This window comes from Curtobacterium sp. NPDC092190, assembly GCF_044755625.1.
In the GTDB taxonomy this organism is placed as follows: domain Bacteria; phylum Actinomycetota; class Actinomycetes; order Actinomycetales; family Microbacteriaceae; genus Curtobacterium.
Map to the genome: position 1 here is coordinate 176,308 of NZ_JBIVRJ010000002.1, position 18,250 is coordinate 194,557.

Below are 18,250 nucleotides of genomic sequence, written 5' to 3' on the forward strand. Positions count from 1 at the left end.
GTTCGACACATGTGCCGGACGTGGCCGATGCTAGCGCTCGTGAACGCCCTCCTCTACGTCCTGGTCGCCCTCACCTGGGGTTCGAGCTTCTTCTTCGCGAAGATCGGGCTCGAGGGCCTCGCACCGCAGCAGGTCGCGACCGTCCGCACCGTGCTCGGGGCGGTCACGCTCGTCGTCGTGCTGCTCGTCACCCGACGGCGGTGGCCGCGCGAGCCGCGCGTCTGGGGGCACCTGCTCGTCGTCGCGGTGTTCCTGAACGCGGTGCCCTCGTCGCTCATGGCGTGGGCCGAGCAGACGGTGCCGTCGGGTCTGGCGAGCATCTACAACGCGACGACACCGATCATGACGCTGCTGGCGCTCGCCGTGCTGGTGCCCTCCGAGCGGCTGGGTCGGCGACAGCTCGGCGGGATCGCCCTCGGGGTCCTGGGGGTGCTGGTGCTCGTCGGACCGTGGGACCTGATCGGCGACCCGGCCGTGCTCGCCACCGTGCCGGGGCAGCTGGCCCTGCTCGGCATGACCGCCTCGTACGGCATCGGTCTGGCGTGGCTCCGCCGCTTCGGCGTCGGCGGCGGGCAGGACCCGACCACCGTCGCGACCGTGCAGCTCACGCTGGCGGCGCTGCTCATGCTGCTGGTCGCGCCCGTCATCGCGACCGGTCCGGTGCAGCTGGACTGGAGGATCGTGGCCGCGATGGTCGGGCTCGGCGCGGTGGGCACGGGGCTGGCGTACGCGTGGAACACGCGGTTGGTCGGGGCGTGGGGCGCCGGGCGGGCCTCGACGGTGACGTACCTGACGCCGGTCGTCGGGGTGGGACTCGGGGTCCTCGTGCTCGGCGAGCCGCTGCGGTGGAACGAGCCCGTGGGTGGGCTCGTCGTGCTGCTCGGGATCGCGCTGGCGTCCGGGGTCCTGGGCGGCCGGCGGCGGAGCGCCCCGCGGGCTGCAGCCGCCGCTTGACGTCGCTCGGGCGGGGGCGTGGGCGGGGCGCTGCCCGTTCCTTCCCAGAGCGGCTGCGATGGAAGGTGGAACCGGGCGTACCTGGTGGGAACGAACGACCAGGTACGCCCGGATCGACCAGGTACGCCCGGAACGGCCGGGCGCACCAGGACCGGCGAGGAACCACCCGGTACGCCCGGGAGGACTCGGCGCGCTCACCCGCGGCAGTACGCTCGCCCCGTGCTGACGATCGAGACCGTGCTCCCCGGTGCGCCCGCTGCCGTGCGCATCCTCCGCCGGTACACCTCCGAGGTCGCCTCGCGGTGGTACGGCCGGCCCGCGACGGAGGACGAGGTCGACCAGGCACTCCACGACGAGCCCTCCGACGACCTCACGGGCACGACCGGTGTGCTCCTCGTCGCCCTCGACGACGGGGGACCGGTCGCGTGTGCCGGCGCGCGCTTCCGCGGGGACGTCGCCGAACTGACCAAGGTGTTCACCGTGGGCGAGGCCCGCGGGCGGGGCATCGGGAGACGCATGGTCCGCGCCGCCGAGCGGGCGTGCGCGGAGCGGGGCGTCGGCACGGTCCAGCTCGACACCCGCGGGGAGCTCTCCGAGGCCTGTGCGTTGTACGAGCGGCTCGGCTACCGGCGGGTCGAGCCGTTCAACGACGAGCCGTACTCCGACCGCTGGTACCGGAGGTCCCTCGCCGGAACGTCCGCCTGAACCTCGGGCGGGTCAGAAGGCGGCGAGGGCGTTCTCGAGCATCCGGTGCCCCTGTCGTTCGGAGCGCTCGTCGTGCACCGTGAAGGCCCACACGGCCGTCCCGACCGCCTCACGCAGCTGGAGCCAGCGCCAGTCGTCGGTGTCACGAGGATCGGACCCGTAGCCCGCGAAGAACGCGTGCTCGAGCTCGGGGGAGTCCTCCCAGTGCAGGACCGCCAGGCGGGTGAGGTCCGCTGCGGCCGGGCGGAACCCGAAGCGACCGAAGTCGATCGCACGCAGTCGGCCGTCCTGCACGATCCAGTTCCGGGGGTGCCAGTCGCCGTGCGTCGGCACCAGGGTCGCGGCGCGCGGGGTCGACGACCGGAGCAGCGTCCGCGCGCGGTCCTCGAGCTGCGGATCGACGCGGTGCGGGGCGTCGAGGGAGCGGAGTGCCTTCGCGGTCTCGGCCGTCAGGTACTCCGCATCGGTGCGGGCCGCCTGGTCGTGGAGCCGGCGGAGGATCGTGCCTGCCTGTCGGTGCACGGTCGCAGCGGTCTCGTCGGGGGTCCCGAGCGCGAGGTGCCCGGGGACCCGCTCCAGCACGAGCACACGGCTCTCGGCGTCCGCGGCGACCAGACGGCCCGTGTCGTCACCACGGAGGAGCGCCCCGGTCCACTGCCGGTGCGCCGTCAGCTCCCGCGGGAAGTGCGTGTTCTCCGGTCCGGACGCCTTCACGGTGTGCTCCCCGGCACCGTTCCGGACGTGGAGCACCCGGGTGTCGAGGAGGCCCCACGACTCGTCCGCCACCATCGACGCCCCGGGGAGCACCTGCGCGACGAACGCCGCCTGCGCCGGGCTCAGCCCGCTGTCGTCCCACCCCACGGCGCCATCCTGGCACGTGCGCGACGAGTGGTCATCCGGTAGTCGCGCACCGTCCTTGTCGCCCTCGGACACGGGCGGTACAGTCCGGATCACCCGTCGACGGAGACGGCCCCTCGACGGGACGAGGAGCGCACTGCAGTGCTGCGCGCTCCCCGCACGTGCCGCCGCCGACCGATCGAGGAGGATCACATGGCGAGCAACCACGCAGTCGCGTACAAGGGACCCGGGAAGGTCGAGGTCATCGACACCGACTACCCGACGTTCGAGCTCAAGGACGGACCCGGGGTGAACCCGGCGAACGTCGGACGCAAGGTGAACCACGGCGCGATCCTGCGCACCGTGGCGACGAACATCTGCGGCAGCGACCAGCACATGGTCCGCGGCCGCACGACCGCTCCGACGGACCTCGTGCTCGGGCACGAGATCACCGGTGAGGTCGTCGAGGTCGGTCCGGACGTCGAGTTCATCAAGGTGGGGGACATCGTCTCCGTCCCGTTCAACATCGCCTGCGGGCGGTGCCGGAACTGCAAGGAGCGGAAGACCGGCATCTGCCTCAACGTGAACCCGGACCGCCCGGGCAGCGCCTACGGCTACGTCGACATGGGCGGCTGGGTCGGCGGCCAGGCCGAGTACGTGCTCGTGCCCTACGCCGACTGGAACCTGCTGAAGTTCCCGGACCGCGACCAGGCCCTCGAGAAGGTCCTCGACCTCGCGATGCTCTCCGACATCTTCCCGACCGGCTTCCACGGTGCGGTGACCGCCGGGGTCGAGGTCGGCTCGACGGTCTACGTCGCCGGCGCCGGGCCGGTGGGTCTCGCCGCCGCGACGGGCGCGTTCCTGCTCGGTGCGAGCGTCGTCATCGTCGGGGACATGAACGCCGACCGGCTGGCGCAGGCGCGCAGCTTCGGGTGCGAGACGGTCGACCTGACGAAGGGCGACCCGGCCGACCAGATCGACCAGATCCTCGGTGAACCCCTCGTGGACTGCGGCATCGACGCCGTGGGCTTCGAGGCGAAGGGGCACGGCTCCGGTGCCGGACACGAGGCCCCGGCCACCGTGCTCAACTCCCTGATGGACGTCACGGCCGCCGGCGGCGCACTCGGCATCCCCGGGCTCTACGTCACGGGTGACCCGGGCGGCGTCGACGAGGCCGCGAAGAAGGGCGCCCTGTCGCTCAGCCTCGGCACCGGGTGGGCCAAGTCGCTGTCCTTCACCACGGGGCAGTGCCCGGTGATGAAGTACAACCGGCAGCTGATGATGGCGATCCTGCACGACCGCACGAGCATCGCGAAGAACGTCAACGCGAAGCCGATCGGACTCGACGAGGCCCCTCGCGGGTACGAGGAGTTCGACAAGGGTGCCGCGACGAAGTACGTGCTGAACCCGAACGGCCTGATCCCGGCGGCCTGACCGCCGCACGGTCCGCGTCGCATCGACACCCGGTGCGGCGCGGGCCGTGGCCGTCGTCGCACTCGCGCAGCCACCGGTCCGTACGCTCGCCGGTGTGAGCGACACCCGCCGGCCCTCGACCGTCCGCCTGCTGTTCGCGTCGTCACACCCCGGACCGACGGTCACGGTGACGGTCCTCGCCGCGGTGATCGCCGCGGCCGTCGGGCACCCGTGGTGGCTCGTCGTGCTCGTGGCGCTCGCCGTCGTGGCCGGGCAGCTGTCGATCGGCCTCGCCAACGACTGGATCGACGCCGACCGCGACCGGGCCGTCGGCCGCAGTGACAAGCCCGTCGCCCGCGGACTGATCCCCGTCGGGACCGTCCGGACCGCGGCCGTGACGACCGCGGGTGTCGCCGTGCTCCTGTCGCTCGCCCTGGGCCCGGTCGCCGCGGTGGCCCACGTCGTCCTCGTCGCGGCCGGCTGGGCCTACGACGCCGGACTGAAGCGGACGGTCTGGTCCGTCGTGCCGTTCGTGGTGGCGTTCGGGCTGCTGCCGGTCGTGTCCGTCGCTGCCGGGGGCGACGGTTCGTGGCCGGCGTGGTGGGCGATCGCCACCGGAGCGGTCTTCGGTGTCGCGATCCACTGCACCAACGTGCTGCCGGACCTGCTCGACGACGAGGCGACCGGCGTCCGTGGGTTCCCCCACCGGCTGGGGCTCCGGGGCGCGGGGACGCTGGCGTTCGGGTCGCTCGTCGTCGCGGCGGCGCTGGTGCTCGGCGGCCAGGTCGCCGGCGGAGGCGTCGGCACGGCCGGGACGGTCCTGGCGGTCGTCGGAGCCCTCGTGGTCGTCGTGCTCGCGGTGGTCGGGATCCGCCTCGTGTTCGCCGGTCGTCCGACGCGGGCACTGTTCCGCCTGGTCATCGCGTCCTCGCTCGTCCTCGTCGTCGAGCTCGGCGTCGCCGGCGCCCGACTGATCGCCTGACGGCACCGGAAGCGGCACCGGGACCGGCACAGGCACTGGCACCGGCACCGGCACCGGGACCGGCACTGGCACCGGAAACGGCATCGGCACCGGCTGACTCAGGCCCACCGCATCGCGTAGACCCCGGCGAGCCCGTCGGCGCTCGGCAGCGCGAGCACGGTGCGGAGCAGCGCCTCCCGCCCCACCGACCCGAGCACGCCCGTGGGACGCCCGAGCGCCATGTTCAGTTCCGCCTGCCGAGCAGCCCGCCGCGCCGCGGCCTGCCGCCCGACGGCGTACCCGTTCGCGGACTCCTGCCACGGCCCGTCCGTGCCTGAACGGACGGCCTCGGCGAGCAGTGGCGCGAGCGCGGCGGCGTCGAGCCAGCCGAGGTTCATGCCCTGGCCGCCGATCGGACTGATCTCGTGCGCGGCGTCCCCGACGAGCACCACCCGTCCGACACCGACGTGCGACGCCTCCCGCCGCCGCACCCGGAAGCCGCTCGTCATCGTGCACGTCGCCGGGTCGGGCCGGGCACCGGTGCGTCCCGCGACGATCGCGGCGAGGCGGGCGGCGGCGTCCGGGTCCGGTTCGCCACCGGCCGGTGCGGTGCGGTCGTCCGGCACGAGGGCGACGTACCGCCGCCTGCCACCCGGCAGCGGGAACGACTCGACGACCCCCTCCGGTCCGACGTCGACCAGTGCTGACGACCGGGCCTGCTCGGGTTCGGGGTCGGCGAAGTCGCCCATCACGTACCGGTCGCGGTAGTCGCGGCCCGAGGTCGCGATGCCGACCAGGTCCCGCACCGCGCTCCGGGCGCCGTCCGCGCCGACGACGAAGGCCGCCTCGACGACGACCGGGGCACCGTCGGGTCCGACACCGTGCGCCACGACGTCCCCGACGCGGCGGGACAGGGCGGTCACCGTCGTGCCCGTCCGCAGCGTCCCGGACGCGAGCCGGTCGCGCAGCAGCGCCTCGGTGCGGTGCTGGTCGAGCGTCGCGACGTACGGGTGCGTCGCGGAGGCACGGTCGAACGACAGCGCCCCGAGTTCCCGTCCGCGACTCCGGGCCACGCCCGTGCGGACGAGCACCGCCTCGGCGAGCACCGCGGTGTCCAGGCCGATCGCGGCGAAGGCGTCGAGCGACGGCGGGTGGATCCCGATCGCGCGCGAGCCCGTCGGCTCGGTGTCGCGCCGCTCCCAGACGGCGACCGTGACGCCCGCCCGCTCGAGGAGCGCAGCGGCGAACAGGCCGACGGGCCCGCCCCCGACGACGAGCACGTCGACGCGTTCCGTGGTCACGGAGGCGAGCCTACGGACCGGTCGCGGCGACCCACCCAGGCGTCGTCGGACGGGAGGCGCGTGGCGGGCGCGCCACGGGCCTCCCGTCCGACGGTGCGTCACGTCGGCGGACGCTCGCCGACGTCGTCAGGTGGTGACGCGTGCGCGTTCGGCGCGGTCCTCGGCGGCGAGCCGACGGGCCTCGCGGAAGCGCTTCTGTGCCTTCTCGACGGGGACCTCGACGGCGTACGCGGCGCCGACCGCCACGACGACGGCGCCCGCGATCATGAGCACCTTGCCCCACGGCCCGACGGCGAAGGGGTCGAGGAGCGCGATGACGAGCGGGTGCCAGAGGTACGCGGCGTACGACACGCGCCGACCGAACCACGAGACCGGCGACCAGGCGAGTGCGGCCGACAGCGGCGACCGCACCGACACGAGCCCGCCGATGAGCACCGCGGAGACGACGCCCGTGAGCGGCAGCACGACGCTGAAGGTCCAGGCGTGCTGCGCCCAGTCGTCGCCGATCCACAGCATGGTCCCGGCGAGCAGGACGATCCCGGCCCAGGTCGCGACGTGCCCGGCGACCCCGGCGGCCCACGTGCGGATGCGCTCGTCGTCGAGCAGCAGCGCGAGCAGGCAGCCGGTCGCCAGCGGGACGACCCCGAGCACGGGGGAGAAGTAGACGTCGGGCGTCGCGCCGCTGTTCGGCTTCGCGTACACCAGGCCGGCGACGACCGAGCACGTCACGATCACCGCGCCGAGCCCGAGGACGAGCCAGCGTCGACGGGAGCGGACCAGGAAGAGGAGCACCAGGACGGGCGGCCACACCAGGTAGAACTGCTCCTCCATCGACAGCGACCACGTGTGCGCGAAGACGCCCTGCGTGGTGTCCCAGAAGGATCGGAAGAGGTTGCCGGTGTAGGTCAGTGCGATGAACGCGGCCTCGCCGGGGCTGAACGAGGCGCCCTTGTAGTCACCGACCCAGTTCCACAGGAGCAGCCCGACCACGACGAGAGCGACGAGGGCCGGGTAGAGCCGGAGCAGACGCTTCAGCCAGAAGGTCCCGAGACGGATGCGTCCGGTCTTCCGGTGCTCGCCGAGCAGCAGCGTCGTGATGAGGAACCCGGACAGGGCGAAGAACACGGTGACGCCGATGAAGCCGCCCTCGAACTGCGGCACGTGCAGGTGGTACAGGATCACCATGGCGATGGCGATCGTCCGGAGCCCGTCGAGGGCCGGAGCGCGGCGGGTCAGCGGCGGTGGCGGCGTCGGCCGGGCAGCACGGATCCCACGGCCGACCGGTGTGCTGCGGTCGACCGCGTGGGCGTGCTCGGGGGCGAGGGTGTTCGTCGCCACGGTTCCTCCCTGTGAGGATCGTTCGAACGGATGACGACGAGCTTGCCCTGTCCGGGTAAGAGCACGCTCAAGATCCGGGGTGCAGGATCCGGGTCAGTGCGTCCAGCCGCTCGTGCACGATCGTCGCGAAGTCGCGGTCCTCGCCGTCCGCGATCCACTGCGTGAAGGACAGGTGGAACACCGTGACCGCCGTCTCTGCGGCGATCGTGGCCGCCGGCTCGTCGATCCCGTGTGCGCGCAGTGCGCCGCCCAGGTGGACCTTCAGGGTCGCGAGCTTGCCGAGCTCCCGCTCGCCCAGTGCGGGGACGGCGTCGATGACCTGCTGTCGGGCCCTGGACCACGCGCGACGGTCGTCGGGGAAGAACGCGGCCGCGGAGTCGAGCGCGCGACCGACCAGGGCGAGGGCGGGTGTCCCCCCGGGGGCCTGGGCGATCGGGTCGGTGAACATGCCGGTGAAGTCGTCCTGCCCGGCGAACAGCACCTCGCGCTTGTCGGCGAAGTGCCGGTAGAAGGTGCGCTCGGTGACCTCGGCCGCCGCGGCGATCTCGGCGACGGTCGTCTCGTCGTAGCCGTGCTCGGCGAAGCGCTGCAGTGCGGTCGCCTGCAGTCGTTCCCGGGTGCCCGATCGCCATCGTGCCATGGGACGATCCTACTGATGACAGTCGCTGACATCGAGTGCTACGGTGATGCCAGTCCGTGACATCAAGCCGCGGACACCCCACAAAGGGACCACTCATGCACGTGTTCGTCACCGGGGCCTCCGGATGGATCGGCTCCCACACCGTCGACGACCTGCTCGCCGCCGGGCACGACGTCACCGGCCTCGCGCGCTCCGACGCGGCGGCCGCGGCGCTCGAGACGAAGGGCGTCACGGTCCTGCGCGGCGACCTCGACGACCTCGGGGCGCTCGCCCGGGGTGCGGCCGGTGCCGAGGGGGTCCTGCACCTCGCGAACAAGCACGACTGGTCCGACCAGGCTGCGACGAACGCCACCGAGCGCGCCGCCGTCGAGACCCTCGCGAACGCCCTCGTCGGCACGGACCGCCCGTTCGTGGTGGCATCCGGGGTCGCCGCCCTGGCTCCGGGTCGTCCCGCCGAGGAGCGGGACCCGTCTCCCTTCACGGGCGTGGACAGCCCCCGCGGTGGCAGCGAGAACCGGGCGCTCGACTTCGTCGACCAGGGGGTCCGCGCGATCGCTGCGCGGTTCAGCCCGACCACGCACGGCGTCGGCGACCACGGCTTCGTCGCGTACCTGGCCGGGGTCGCGCTCGAGCGCGGGGTGTCCGGCCACGTCGGTGACGGCAGCAACCGCTGGGCGGCCGTGCACGTGGACGACGCCGCCCGCATGGTGCGACTCGGTCTCGAGCAGGCCCCCGCGGGCGCACGGTTGCACGCCGTCGCCGAGGAGGGGATCCCCACGCGGGAGATCGCCGCAGCGATCGGCGACGCGCTCGGGCTGCCGGTCACGAGCATCGACCCGTCGGACGCGTCGGCGCACTTCGGGTTCATCGGCGGGTTCTTCAGCGCGGAGATGTCGGCGTCGTCGACCGCGACGCAGGAGTTGCTCGGGTGGGAGCCCGTCGGGCCGTCCCTGCTCGAGGACATCGCCGCAGGGGCGTACGCACACGCCGCCGCTCGCTGACGGCCGCGCCCGCCGCGCTCGTCACCACGGTGGCGAGACTCGGCACAGCGGACAGTTTCGCGACGCAACCGCCGCGAAACTGTCCGCGGGGCCGAGTCTCGGCGCCGGCGGGCCGGCCCGGCCCGGCCCGGCCCGCGGCGGCGCTACTCGGCCTTCTGCATCTGCCAGGGCTCGGGCTCGCGGTCGCCGTTCGGGCGCACCGGCCGGACGTCCCCGACGATCGGGATCGAGCGCTTCCGCATGAACCACAGGTAGCGGACGAAGAAGTGCGAGAGCGTCGACAGCCGGTTGCCGTTGCCGAGCAGCGAGGCGATGTGCACCGCGACCCACGCCAGCCACGCCACGGGGCCGACCATCGTGATGCCGCCGCGCAGCTGCGCCACCGCGGCGTTCGTCCCGATGGTCGCCATCGTGCCCTTGTCGAAGTACTTGAAGTGCTCGGTCGGCTTCCCGTCGAGCAGCCGCACCACCTGGCGCGCGACGTGCTTGCCGCCCTGCAGTGCGGGCTGGGCGAGCTGCGCGAGCGCGTCGTCCTGCGCCGCGATGTCACCGGCCGAGAAGATCCGCTCCACGCCCTTGACGCTGAGGTCGTCGTTCACCTGGATGCGACCGCCGTGGGTCTGCGGGAGGCCCCAGCCGGAGACCTCCTTGTGCGCCGCGACCCCGGTGGCCCAGATGACCTGCGACGCGGGGATGAACTCGCCCGAGGCGGTGACGACCCCGTCCTCCTTGACCTCGGCGACGCCCGTGTCCAGGCGGAGCACGACCCCTCGCTTCCGGAGGACCTTGGCCGCGTACCGACGGAGGCGCGGGGCGAACGGCTTGAGCAGCTCGCCGCTGCGGTGCACCAGCGTGATGGAGATGTTGCCGCGCTCGATCTCCGGGTAGGCGCCGACGAGCGCCTGGTCGCGGAGTTCCGCGAGGGCGCCGGCCATCTCCACGCCGGTCGCGCCGCCGCCGACGATCACCACGCGGATCTCGTCAGGACCCTGCTGGGCCGCGGCCTGCTCGAGGCGGGTGAACAGCTCGTCGCGGATGCGGAGTGCCTGCGAGCGGGAGTACATCGAGTAGGCGTACTCGTACGCACCGGGGGTGCCGAAGTAGCTCGTGTTGACGCCGTTCGCCAGGATCAGCCAGTCGTAGTGCAGGTGCTCGCCGTCCGACATCTCAGCGATGCGGTGCTCGGTGTCGATGCCGGTGAGCAGTCCGTGCCGGAAGTCGGCGTTCGACTGCTTCGCCCGCAGGCTCCGCAGGAAGTACGTCACGTCGCCCGCGTTCAGGCCGCCGGTGGCGACCTGGTACATGAGCGGCTGGAACATGTTGTAGACGTGGCGGTCGACGAGCGTCACCCGGACGTCCGCGTCGGCGAGTTCACGCATGGCCGCGATCCCCGCGAAGCCACCCCCGACGATGACGACGTGCGGGCGGGTGTCCTCGGACATGGTGTTCTCCAGGGTGGTGCGGTCGACGGCCACCCAGAAGGGTACGCCGGTCTCGGCACCCGTCCGTCCACCTGCCCGTCCGGCTGCCGATGGAGCGGTCCCGCGGTCCGGCCTGGAGGCACGCCCCGCCGCCGTCAGGCGTCGAACGGCGCGTAGGTGCTCAGCACGTTCCCCTTGCTGGTCACCACGCTCTGCACCAGGCGCAGGCGGGTGGGCGGGTCCGTCGGTTCGAAGAGTCGCCGCCCGGCGCCGGCGATCGCCGGGTGCACCATGAGCTGCAGCTCGTCGAGGAGTCCGGCGAACAGCAGGTGGCGCACCAGCGTGACGCTGCCGGTGACCGCGACGTCGCCGCCCTCGCCGGCCTTGAGGTCGCGGACGAAGTCGTCGACGTCGCCCTGGATCCGGTGCGCGTTCTGCCACGTCATGTCGTCACCGAGGGTGGTCGACGCGACGTGCTTCTCGATCGGGTTGATCCACCGGCCGAACGGGTCGTCCTCGTGCCGGGGCCACCACTCGGACCACTCCAGGTAGCTCTGCTTGCCGAGCAACACCGTCTCGGTCCGCTCCATCCACGCCGTCATGGCGGTCCCGAGCTCGGCGTCGAACGAGTCGTACTGGAACTCGTACGGGTCCTGCACCACACCGTCGACCGATGCGAACAGCCCCGAGGTCACCTTGCGCATGCTGCGGAGCATAGGGCCGCCGCGACCCCGCGTCGAGAGATGCGTGCCGATCAGGCTGATCCCGCGCCGGGGAGCGCCGGGTAGGTTCGCACCGTGCGCGCACGGGTGGAGTCCTTCGAGGTCGGTGGGCTGTCCGTGCGGCTCCGGAGCCTCGCGCCGGCCGGGCGGCTGCACGACACGCTCGCGCCGACGGTCGTCCTCGTGCACGGCATCGGCATGTCGCACCGCTCCTTCGACCGGACGCAGCGCCACCTCGCCCGTACCCACCGCACGATCGCGGTCGACCTGCCGGGTTTCGGCGGGCTCCCCCCGGCAGGCCGCCCGCTCGACCTGCAGGAGCTCGGCGACCTGGTGGTCGGAGCCGTCCGGTCGCGCGGCGTCGGGGACCTCGTGCTCGTCGGCCAGTCGATGGGCACCCAGGTCGTCGTCGAGGCAGCCCGTCGGCACGCCGAGACGGTGACCGCGGTCGTCCTGGTCGGGCCCGTCGTGGACCCGGCGCGGCGGACGCTGCTGCAGCAGGCGACGGACCTCGGACGCGACTGCCTCGTCGAGGACCCGCGGATGAACCTCGTCGTGCTCACCGACTACCTGCGGAGCCTGCGACAGTACGTCCGGCAGCTCCGACCGATGCTCCGCTACCGGCTCGAGGACACCGTCCCGGAGCTCCCGCAGCCGGTGCTCGTCGTGCGCGGCGACCGCGACCCGATCGGGCGACGGGACTGGGCTGCTGCGCTCGCGGCCGCAGCGCGTCGGGGTGTCCTGGTCGAGCTCCCCGGCGGTCACCACGTGCAGGACCGGCAGCCCGTCGCGTTCGCGCGGCTGGTCGACGAGTTCCGGCGGGTGCAGACCGTCGAGGACCTCGCAGCCGGTGGCCCGTCGACCGGTGGCCCGTCGACCGGTGACACCACGACGGGGCCGGCACGGTGACGGACCGGACCACCCCGGGGGCGGGAGCGGCGTCGGGGACGGCGGCCGTGCCTCCCGGCCGTGTGCCGCTGCTGCGTCGTGCCTGGTGGGCCGCCCTCGACTGGTGGTACGCCGCGCGGTGGCAGCTGCGGAGCACCGGACCGACGACCGCCGATGACTACCGGACCGGTGACGGCCAGCCGGTCGTCGTCGTGCCCGGCGTCTACGAGACCTGGCACTTCATGCGCCCGCTGATGGACGCCCTGCACGACGCCGGGCACCCGGTGCACGTGCTGCCCGTCCTGCGGCACAACCTGCGTCCCGTGCCGGAGTCGGCGCGCGAGGTGCTGGCGTACCTCGACGAGCACGACCTCCGCGGGGTGCTGGTCGTCGCGCACAGCAAGGGCGGCCTGATCGGCAAGTACGCGATGACCCTGCCCGAGGGGGAGCGCATCGACCGGATGGTGGCGGTGTCGACGCCGTTCGGCGGGTCCGTGTACGCGCGACTGGCGCCCGTGCCGCACCTGCGGGCCTTCCGTGCGGCGGACCCGGTGCTCGCAGCGCTCGGACGCGACCTCGCCGTGAACGCCCGGATCACGTCCGTGTACGGGGTCTTCGACACGCTCATCCCGGGAGGCAGCGAGCTCGCCGGGGCCACGAACGTGCGGGTGCCCGTCGGCGGGCACTTCCGGATCCTCGGCGCGCAGCAGACCCGCGAGGTCGTGCTCGACGCGGCCGCGGGCCCGGGCACAGCGGGCTGAGCCGCGAGCGGTTCCTGCGGCGGCCGTGCGCGAGACTCGCGCTGACGGACACTTTCGTCCCCGGGGCCCGCGAGTCTCGTCCGCCTGGCCGAGTCTCGGGGCCGTGCCGCGCCGCTGCCGCCGCGGTCAGGCGCCGGGCAGGAACAGGCAGAAGGGGTGCCCGTCGGGGTCGAGGAGCACCCGCACGTCGTCCTGGGGCTGGAAGTCCGCCTCGGTCGCACCGAGCTCGAGCGCGCGGGCGGTCGCGGCGTGGAGGTCCTCCACCTGCAGGTCGAGGTGCAGCTGCATGCCCTGCGTCCCCGTGACCGGGGGCCAGGTCGGTGCCTCGTAGGCGTCGTCGTACTGCACCGAGAGCCCGACCCCGCCGTCGGCCGGGCGCACCCGGAGCCAGGTCGGACCGTCCTCGTGCACGGTCCACCCGGTCAGCGCACCCCAGAACCGCGCGAGGCGCACCGGGTCGGGGGACTGCAGGACGGTCGCGGTCAGCACGGGCATCGCGGGGTCGTCGGCACTCATGCGGCGCACGGTACCCGGGTCTGTCGACAGGACGGTCCAGCACCGCGACGGACGGTCGGGATGGCGGCGTGTGCTCGCGTGCAGCCGCTGTGCGCTCGCACGACCGGAAGCACGTCGAACCACGCAATCACGTGGCGCGAGGTGCTCCTCGTTGCGCGGGCGCACTTCGCACCACCTGGCGGCCGGACGACCCGGCACCGCGACGGACGGTCCGGCACTGCACCGCGACGGCCGCGCGACGGGCGCGCGACGGCTGCCGGCTGGTCAGCGGGCGGCGACGCTCGCGCGCTCGACGATCCGGTGCGGCACGACGACGGTCTCCGGAGCGGCCGTCGGGTCGGCGATGCGTCGGGTGAGCAGGTCGAGTGCCGCCGTGGCGAAGGCCCGCCGGTCGAACGACACCGTCGTCAGCGCCGGGATCGCGAAGGCTGCGGCGTCGACGTCGTCGAACCCCACCACGCTGACCTGCTCCGGCACGTGGACACCCCGTGCCGCCAGGACGTGCAGCACGCCGAAGGCGATCGAGTCCGTGTACGCGAACACCGCGTCCGGCAGCGGGTGCGCGTCCAGCCAGGTCGCGAACCCCGTCGCCGCCGCACTCGTCGACCACGTCGGCAGCGGCACGCGCAGGGCGCGGTCGACCTCGAGGCCGACCGCGCCGAGCGCATCCGCGTGACCCTGGTCGCGCAGCTCGCTCGTGGCGGTGGCGTCCGTCGGACGGGCGGCCCCGACGACCGCGATCCGACGGTGCCCGCGGTCGAGCAGGTGGGTCGTGACCTCGCGTGCGGCGCGGCGGCTGTCCACGTGCACCTGGTCGACGTGCTCCGGTTCGACCTCGCCGATGACGACGGTCGGCGGGAGCCCCTCGGTCTCGGCCAGGACGCTCGCGCTGAGCGACACCGGGTTGAGCACGAGGCCGTCCACCAGGTGGGCCCGGGCCCGGGAGACGAGGTCCCGCTCACGTCCCGGGTCGTGTCCGGTCTGGTCGAGCTGCACCGTCCAGCCGCGCTCGCGGGCGAGTTCGACGAACCACTGGGCGAGCTCGGCCGAGTAGGCGCTGCCGAGCTCGGGCAGCGTCAGGGCGATCGCGCCGGAGCGTCCGTTGCGCAGGCCGCGCGCGGACAGGTTCGGCACGTAGCCGAGCTCGGCGACCGCGCGCTCGACCCGCTCCCGTGTCGCCGGCCGCACGGGCACGCCGCCGTTCACCACGTTGGAGACGGTCTTCGGGGAGACCCCGGCGAGGGCCGCCACGTCCCGCACGGTCGCGCGCATCGGGACGAGCGTAGCGCGCCACCCGGAAGACGGGAGGCGCGTTGCGGTGCCGCCACGTGCCTCCCGTCCGTCGCGGTGACGGACGGGAGGTGCGGTGCAGGACCCGCCCCGTGCCTCCCGTCCGACACGGGGCGGGTCCGACCCGGACCGCGCGCCGCGGGCCGGCGACGCTCGGTCGTGGCTACGCGTCGACCAGCTCGCGCCGTGCCGCACGGCGGGCGCGGACGCGGCCGGTCACCGTGACCGCGACCACGACCGCCAGCACCGCGTAGAGCACGATCGGGATGGGGCCGGCCACCAGCACCGAGAAGTCCCCGTCGGCGCTCAGCGCCGCGTCCCGCAGGCTCGTCTCGGCGAGCGGACCGAGCACCATCCCGATGATGAGCGGTGCGAGCGGGATGTCGAGGGCCCGCATGAGGAACCCGACGAGACCGATGCCGAGCAGCATGAGCAGGTCGAAGACCGAACCGCTCGTCGCGTAGATGCCGAGCCCGCAGAAGACGGCGATGCCCGCGTAGAGGTACGCCCGCGGGATCCGCAGCAGCTTCGCCCACAGCATCGCGAACGGGAGGTTGATGACGAGCAGCACCACCATCGCGATGAAGAACGACGCCAGCAGCGCCCAGACCAGGTCGGGGGACCGGTCGAAGAGCAGCGGACCCGGCTGCAGGCCGTACTGGCGGAACGCGGCGAGCATGATCGCGGCGGTCGCCGACACCGGCAGGCCGAGGGACAGCAGCGCACCCATCGCCATGCCGGTCGTGGAGTTGCCGGCTGCCTCGGGTGCCGCCAGCCCGCGGATCGCACCCGTGCCGAACTGCGGGTCCTTCCGGCGGGCGTCGAGACGCTTCTCGAGCCCGAACGCCAGGAAGGTCGGGATCTCCGACCCGCCGGCGGGCACGACGCCGAAGGGCAGCCCGATCGCGGTGCCCCGCAGCCAGGCGGGCGCCGCCTCGCGCAGTTCCCGCTTCGAGAGCCACGGGCGTCCGGTCGCCTGCACCATCCGGCCGTCCTTCAGGTGTCGGGCCAGGCACGCGACGTAGATGACCTCGCCGAGCGCGAGGACCGCGACCGTCACCGTGACGAGCGAGATGCCGTCGAAGAGCTCGGGCACGCCCATCGTGAAGCGCGGCGCACCCGAGATGCCGTCGACGCCGATCACCGCGATGCCGAGGCCGAGGCACAGCGAGCCGAGGCCCTTCAGTGCGTCGTCGGTGACGACCGACGACGTCGTGACGAACGCGAACAGTGCCAGGGCGAAGAACTCAGCGGGTCCGAAGCTCGACGAGAACGACGCGAGCGCCGGTGCGAGGAACACGACCAGGACCGAGGCGATCATGCCGCCGACGAACGCGCCGATCGCGGCCGTCGCGAGCGCCTGGGCCGCTCGTCCGTTCAGCGCCATCTTGTGGCCCTCGAACGTCGAGGCGATGGCCGAGGCCTGGCCCGGCGTGTTCATCAGGATGCCCATGGTGGAGTCACCGAAGAGCCCGCCGAAGTAGACGCCGGCGAACATGATGAACGCCGCGGTCGGGTCGAGCGAGAACGTCACGGGCAGCAGCAGCGCCACCGCCATCGACGAGCCGAGGCCGGGGAGGACGCCGACCGCGGTGCCGAGGAGGCACCCGACGACGACCCAGAGCAGGTTGGCGGGGGTCAGGGCGCCGGCGAAGCCGTCACCGAGGAGACCGAGCACGTCCACGTCAGTACTCCCATCCGACGATGCCCGAGGGCAGCGACAGGTCGAGCAGCATGTCGAAGGCGATGTAGCTGATCGCGCTCACCGTCAGACCGACGACGAGCGGACGCAGCCACCCCGGGGCGCCGAGCCCCTTCGCGACACCGAGGAAGAGCAGTCCGGCACCGACGATCCACCCGAGCACGCCGAGCAGCAGGGCGAAGGCGGCGAAGGACAGGACCACCCAGGCCAGGGAGCGCCAGTCGACGCGGACCGAGCGCTGCTCGACCGAGGTGCCGGTCGTTCCAGTGTCGGCGGTGTGCGCGTCGGCGCGGACGGCGGTGTCGGTGCGGGCCTCCGACGGTGTGCCGTCGGACCCGACCCGTCGGCCGCGCGCAGCCCGGACGGACCGGACGACCAGCAGGGCGGCCAGCAGCAGGAGTGCGGCGGCGACGATACCGGGGAACACCGCGGGCCCGGGGAACGCGGTTCCGTCGGGGACCTCCATCGTGACGATGCCGACGACGAGGTAGACCGCGAAGGCGGTGAAGAGCGCCGGGGTGGTCAGCTCCTTCGCCACCGCGGCGACGCGGCCGGGGTCGGCCCGCAGCGTGAGCCGCTGTCCGACGACCGCGGAGGACGACGTGGGGTTGCTCGGACGGGTCATCGGCCCAGCTCCTCGTACAGCCCGGTGATGCGCTCGCGCTCCTCGTCGATGAACGCGTCGAGCTCGTCACCCGTGATGATCCGCTCGGTCCAGTGGTACCGCTCCATGGCGTCCGCCCACTCGGGGGTGTCGAGCGTGTCCAGCACGATGTCGGTCAGCTGCGCCCGCTGCTCGTCGTCGAGTCCGCCCGGTGCAGCGATCTCGCGCCAGTTCGTCAGCGTGACGTCGTGCCCCTGCTCGACCGCGGTGGGGATGTCGATGCCCTCGACCGGCTCCGCCGCGACGAGCGCGAGTGCGCGCAGACGACCGGACTCGATCTGGTCGATGTTGTCCGGGTACCCGCCCGAGGCCGCCGCCGCCGTGCCGTTGAGGAGCGCCTGGATGGCCTCGCCACCGCCGTCCGACGGGATGTAGTTCGTGTCCTTCGGGTCGATCCCGGCCGAGACGGCGAGGTCGGTGACGACGAGCTGGTCGAACGAGCCGCCGCCCGTCCACGGCACCGAGCCGGGGCGCTCGCGCCAGGCGCTGACGAGGTCGTCGAGCGTCTCGTACGGCGAGTCGGCGGGGACGACGATGACGTCGTACTCCTCGACGGTGACCGCGAGCGGCGTGATGTCGTCGTGGGTGACCGCGGAACCGAACTGGATCTCGGCCGCGAGGAGCCCCGTCCCGCCGACGAGCAGCGTGTCCGTCTGTCCGGCGAGCCGAGCGACGTTCCCGAGCGCGATGGTGCCACCGGCGCCCGGCATGTTGACCACCTGGACGGAGTTGACGATGCCGTTCGCGCGCTGCGCCTGCTGCATGGACCGTGCGACGCCGTCCCAACCGCCGCCGGCCGCCGCCGGTGCCACGAGGGTCACCGACCGGGTCGGGTCGCCTCCGGCCGCTGCCGACGTCACCGAGCCGAAGGCCGCGACCGCGATGGACACCGCGGCGACGGCTGTCCCGACCACGCGTGCGACGGGGCGACGGGCACGCGGCGGACCCGGCGTCCCCGTCGTCGGCTGCTCCGGCACTGGTTGCTCCGCGGGCACTGGTTGCTCCGGCTGCACTGGTTGCTCTGGCATTGCTGGCTCCCTCCTGCGCACGTCGTCGTGCCGCAGGTCGAGAAGTACGATGGCAGCCGCCGACCGGGCGAGCACCCGGCGGCGGAGATGTGCTCATTGACGCTCACG

The 18,250-nt window shown here is 73.2% G+C and carries 18 protein-coding genes; 7 read left to right on the plus strand and 11 right to left on the minus strand.

The genetic code is table 11. The features are described from left to right. Positions 1-39: 39 nt before the first annotated feature. Entirely contained in the window at positions 40-954 is a 915-nt protein-coding gene (locus tag ACIQFY_RS05015; protein WP_326496884.1) for a DMT family transporter, read from the plus strand. 219 nt (positions 955-1,173) lie between these two features. Beyond that, complete coding sequence (locus tag ACIQFY_RS05020) at positions 1,174-1,659, plus strand: GNAT family N-acetyltransferase (protein ID WP_326496885.1); 486 nt, start codon at positions 1,174-1,176, stop codon at positions 1,657-1,659. Positions 1,660-1,671: 12 nt separating this feature from the next. On the opposite strand, the gene ACIQFY_RS05025 is transcribed toward ACIQFY_RS05020, so the two are convergent. Continuing rightward, positions 1,672-2,520, minus strand: a complete 849-nt coding sequence (locus ACIQFY_RS05025; protein ID WP_326496886.1) for an aminoglycoside phosphotransferase family protein — start codon at positions 2,518-2,520, stop codon at positions 1,672-1,674. Between the two features lie 189 nt (positions 2,521-2,709). Here ACIQFY_RS05025 and fdhA point away from each other — a divergent pair, with 189 nt between their 5' ends. Then, complete coding sequence (gene fdhA, locus ACIQFY_RS05030) at positions 2,710-3,930, plus strand: formaldehyde dehydrogenase, glutathione-independent (RefSeq protein WP_251154445.1); 1,221 nt, start codon at positions 2,710-2,712, stop codon at positions 3,928-3,930. Positions 3,931-4,024: 94 nt separating this feature from the next. Then, a complete protein-coding gene (locus tag ACIQFY_RS05035; protein WP_066658628.1) occupies positions 4,025-4,891 on the plus strand; it encodes a UbiA family prenyltransferase in 867 nt (288 codons plus the stop codon). A 98-nt stretch (positions 4,892-4,989) separates the two neighbouring features. Here ACIQFY_RS05035 and ACIQFY_RS05040 read toward each other — a convergent pair whose 3' ends face one another. The 3 genes from ACIQFY_RS05040 to ACIQFY_RS05050 all read right to left on the minus strand — a co-directional run bounded on the left by ACIQFY_RS05040 (position 4,990) and on the right by ACIQFY_RS05050 (position 8,149). Beyond that, complete coding sequence (locus tag ACIQFY_RS05040) at positions 4,990-6,171, minus strand: FAD-dependent oxidoreductase (protein ID WP_400338562.1); 1,182 nt, start codon at positions 6,169-6,171, stop codon at positions 4,990-4,992. A 126-nt stretch (positions 6,172-6,297) separates the two neighbouring features. Continuing rightward, the gene (locus tag ACIQFY_RS05045) at positions 6,298-7,509 is read right to left on the minus strand and encodes an acyltransferase (protein ID WP_326496889.1); all 1,212 of its coding nucleotides are present in this window, start codon (positions 7,507-7,509) and stop codon (positions 6,298-6,300) included. A 67-nt stretch (positions 7,510-7,576) separates the two neighbouring features. Beyond that, on the minus strand, positions 7,577-8,149 hold the full coding sequence (locus ACIQFY_RS05050) for a TetR/AcrR family transcriptional regulator (RefSeq protein ID WP_326496890.1): 573 nt from the start codon (positions 8,147-8,149) through the stop codon (positions 7,577-7,579). Positions 8,150-8,244: 95 nt separating this feature from the next. On the opposite strand from ACIQFY_RS05050, the gene ACIQFY_RS05055 reads away from it, so the two are divergent. Further along, on the plus strand, positions 8,245-9,150 hold the full coding sequence (locus ACIQFY_RS05055) for an SDR family oxidoreductase (protein WP_326496891.1): 906 nt from the start codon (positions 8,245-8,247) through the stop codon (positions 9,148-9,150). 143 nt (positions 9,151-9,293) lie between these two features. Here ACIQFY_RS05055 and ACIQFY_RS05060 read toward each other — a convergent pair whose 3' ends face one another. Continuing rightward, positions 9,294-10,625, minus strand: a complete 1,332-nt coding sequence (locus ACIQFY_RS05060; protein WP_235426368.1) for an NAD(P)/FAD-dependent oxidoreductase — start codon at positions 10,623-10,625, stop codon at positions 9,294-9,296. A gap of 101 nt (positions 10,626-10,726) precedes the next feature. Next, positions 10,727-11,275 (minus strand): dihydrofolate reductase family protein, encoded by a 549-nt coding sequence (locus tag ACIQFY_RS05065; RefSeq protein WP_326496892.1) that lies wholly within the window; start codon positions 11,273-11,275, stop codon positions 10,727-10,729. 93 nt (positions 11,276-11,368) lie between these two features. Between ACIQFY_RS05065 and ACIQFY_RS05070 the strand changes: the two genes are divergently transcribed. Both ACIQFY_RS05070 and ACIQFY_RS05075 read left to right on the plus strand, forming a co-directional pair. Continuing rightward, positions 11,369-12,202 (plus strand): alpha/beta fold hydrolase, encoded by an 834-nt coding sequence (locus ACIQFY_RS05070; protein WP_400338565.1) that lies wholly within the window; start codon positions 11,369-11,371, stop codon positions 12,200-12,202. Continuing rightward, entirely contained in the window at positions 12,199-12,942 is a 744-nt protein-coding gene (locus ACIQFY_RS05075; protein ID WP_400338567.1) for an esterase/lipase family protein, read from the plus strand. The genes ACIQFY_RS05070 and ACIQFY_RS05075 overlap by 4 nt, the downstream gene beginning before the upstream one ends. Positions 12,943-13,068: 126 nt before the next feature. Here ACIQFY_RS05075 and ACIQFY_RS05080 read toward each other — a convergent pair whose 3' ends face one another. The 5 genes from ACIQFY_RS05080 to ACIQFY_RS05100 form a co-directional block, all read right to left on the minus strand. Further along, positions 13,069-13,458: a VOC family protein gene (locus ACIQFY_RS05080; RefSeq protein WP_235426366.1), complete on the minus strand. Its 390-nt coding sequence runs from the start codon at positions 13,456-13,458 to the stop codon at positions 13,069-13,071. 264 nt (positions 13,459-13,722) lie between these two features. Then, positions 13,723-14,730, minus strand: a complete 1,008-nt coding sequence (locus tag ACIQFY_RS05085; RefSeq protein WP_400338569.1) for a LacI family DNA-binding transcriptional regulator — start codon at positions 14,728-14,730, stop codon at positions 13,723-13,725. A gap of 181 nt (positions 14,731-14,911) precedes the next feature. Further along, positions 14,912-16,432 carry a tripartite tricarboxylate transporter permease gene (locus tag ACIQFY_RS05090; protein WP_209685533.1) on the minus strand — a complete coding sequence of 507 codons (1,521 nt, stop codon included), beginning with the start codon at positions 16,430-16,432 and terminating at the stop codon, positions 14,912-14,914. 1 nt (position 16,433) lies between these two features. Further along, the gene (locus ACIQFY_RS05095; protein WP_400338571.1) at positions 16,434-17,075 is read right to left on the minus strand and encodes a tripartite tricarboxylate transporter TctB family protein; all 642 of its coding nucleotides are present in this window, start codon (positions 17,073-17,075) and stop codon (positions 16,434-16,436) included. Beyond that, on the minus strand, positions 17,072-18,028 hold the full coding sequence (locus ACIQFY_RS05100) for a tripartite tricarboxylate transporter substrate binding protein (protein ID WP_066658604.1): 957 nt from the start codon (positions 18,026-18,028) through the stop codon (positions 17,072-17,074). Before ACIQFY_RS05100 ends, ACIQFY_RS05095 begins: the two co-directional genes overlap by 4 nt. Positions 18,029-18,250: the final 222 nt, after the last annotated feature.

What these genes read in the sequence shown, in the direction of transcription:
- fdhA (WP_251154445.1), top strand. Translation starts at nt 2,710, where the DNA reads ATGGCGAGCAACCACGCAGTCGCGTACAAGGGACCCGGGAAGGTCGAG.
- ACIQFY_RS05050 (WP_326496890.1), bottom strand. Translation starts at nt 8,149, where the DNA reads ATGGCACGATGGCGATCGGGCACCCGGGAACGACTGCAGGCGACCGCA.
- ACIQFY_RS05055 (WP_326496891.1), top strand. Translation starts at nt 8,245, where the DNA reads ATGCACGTGTTCGTCACCGGGGCCTCCGGATGGATCGGCTCCCACACC.
- ACIQFY_RS05065 (WP_326496892.1), bottom strand. Translation starts at nt 11,275, where the DNA reads ATGCGCAAGGTGACCTCGGGGCTGTTCGCATCGGTCGACGGTGTGGTG.
- ACIQFY_RS05080 (WP_235426366.1), bottom strand. Translation starts at nt 13,458, where the DNA reads ATGAGTGCCGACGACCCCGCGATGCCCGTGCTGACCGCGACCGTCCTG.
- ACIQFY_RS05085 (WP_400338569.1), bottom strand. Translation starts at nt 14,730, where the DNA reads ATGCGCGCGACCGTGCGGGACGTGGCGGCCCTCGCCGGGGTCTCCCCG.
- ACIQFY_RS05095 (WP_400338571.1), bottom strand. Translation starts at nt 17,075, where the DNA reads ATGACCCGTCCGAGCAACCCCACGTCGTCCTCCGCGGTCGTCGGACAG.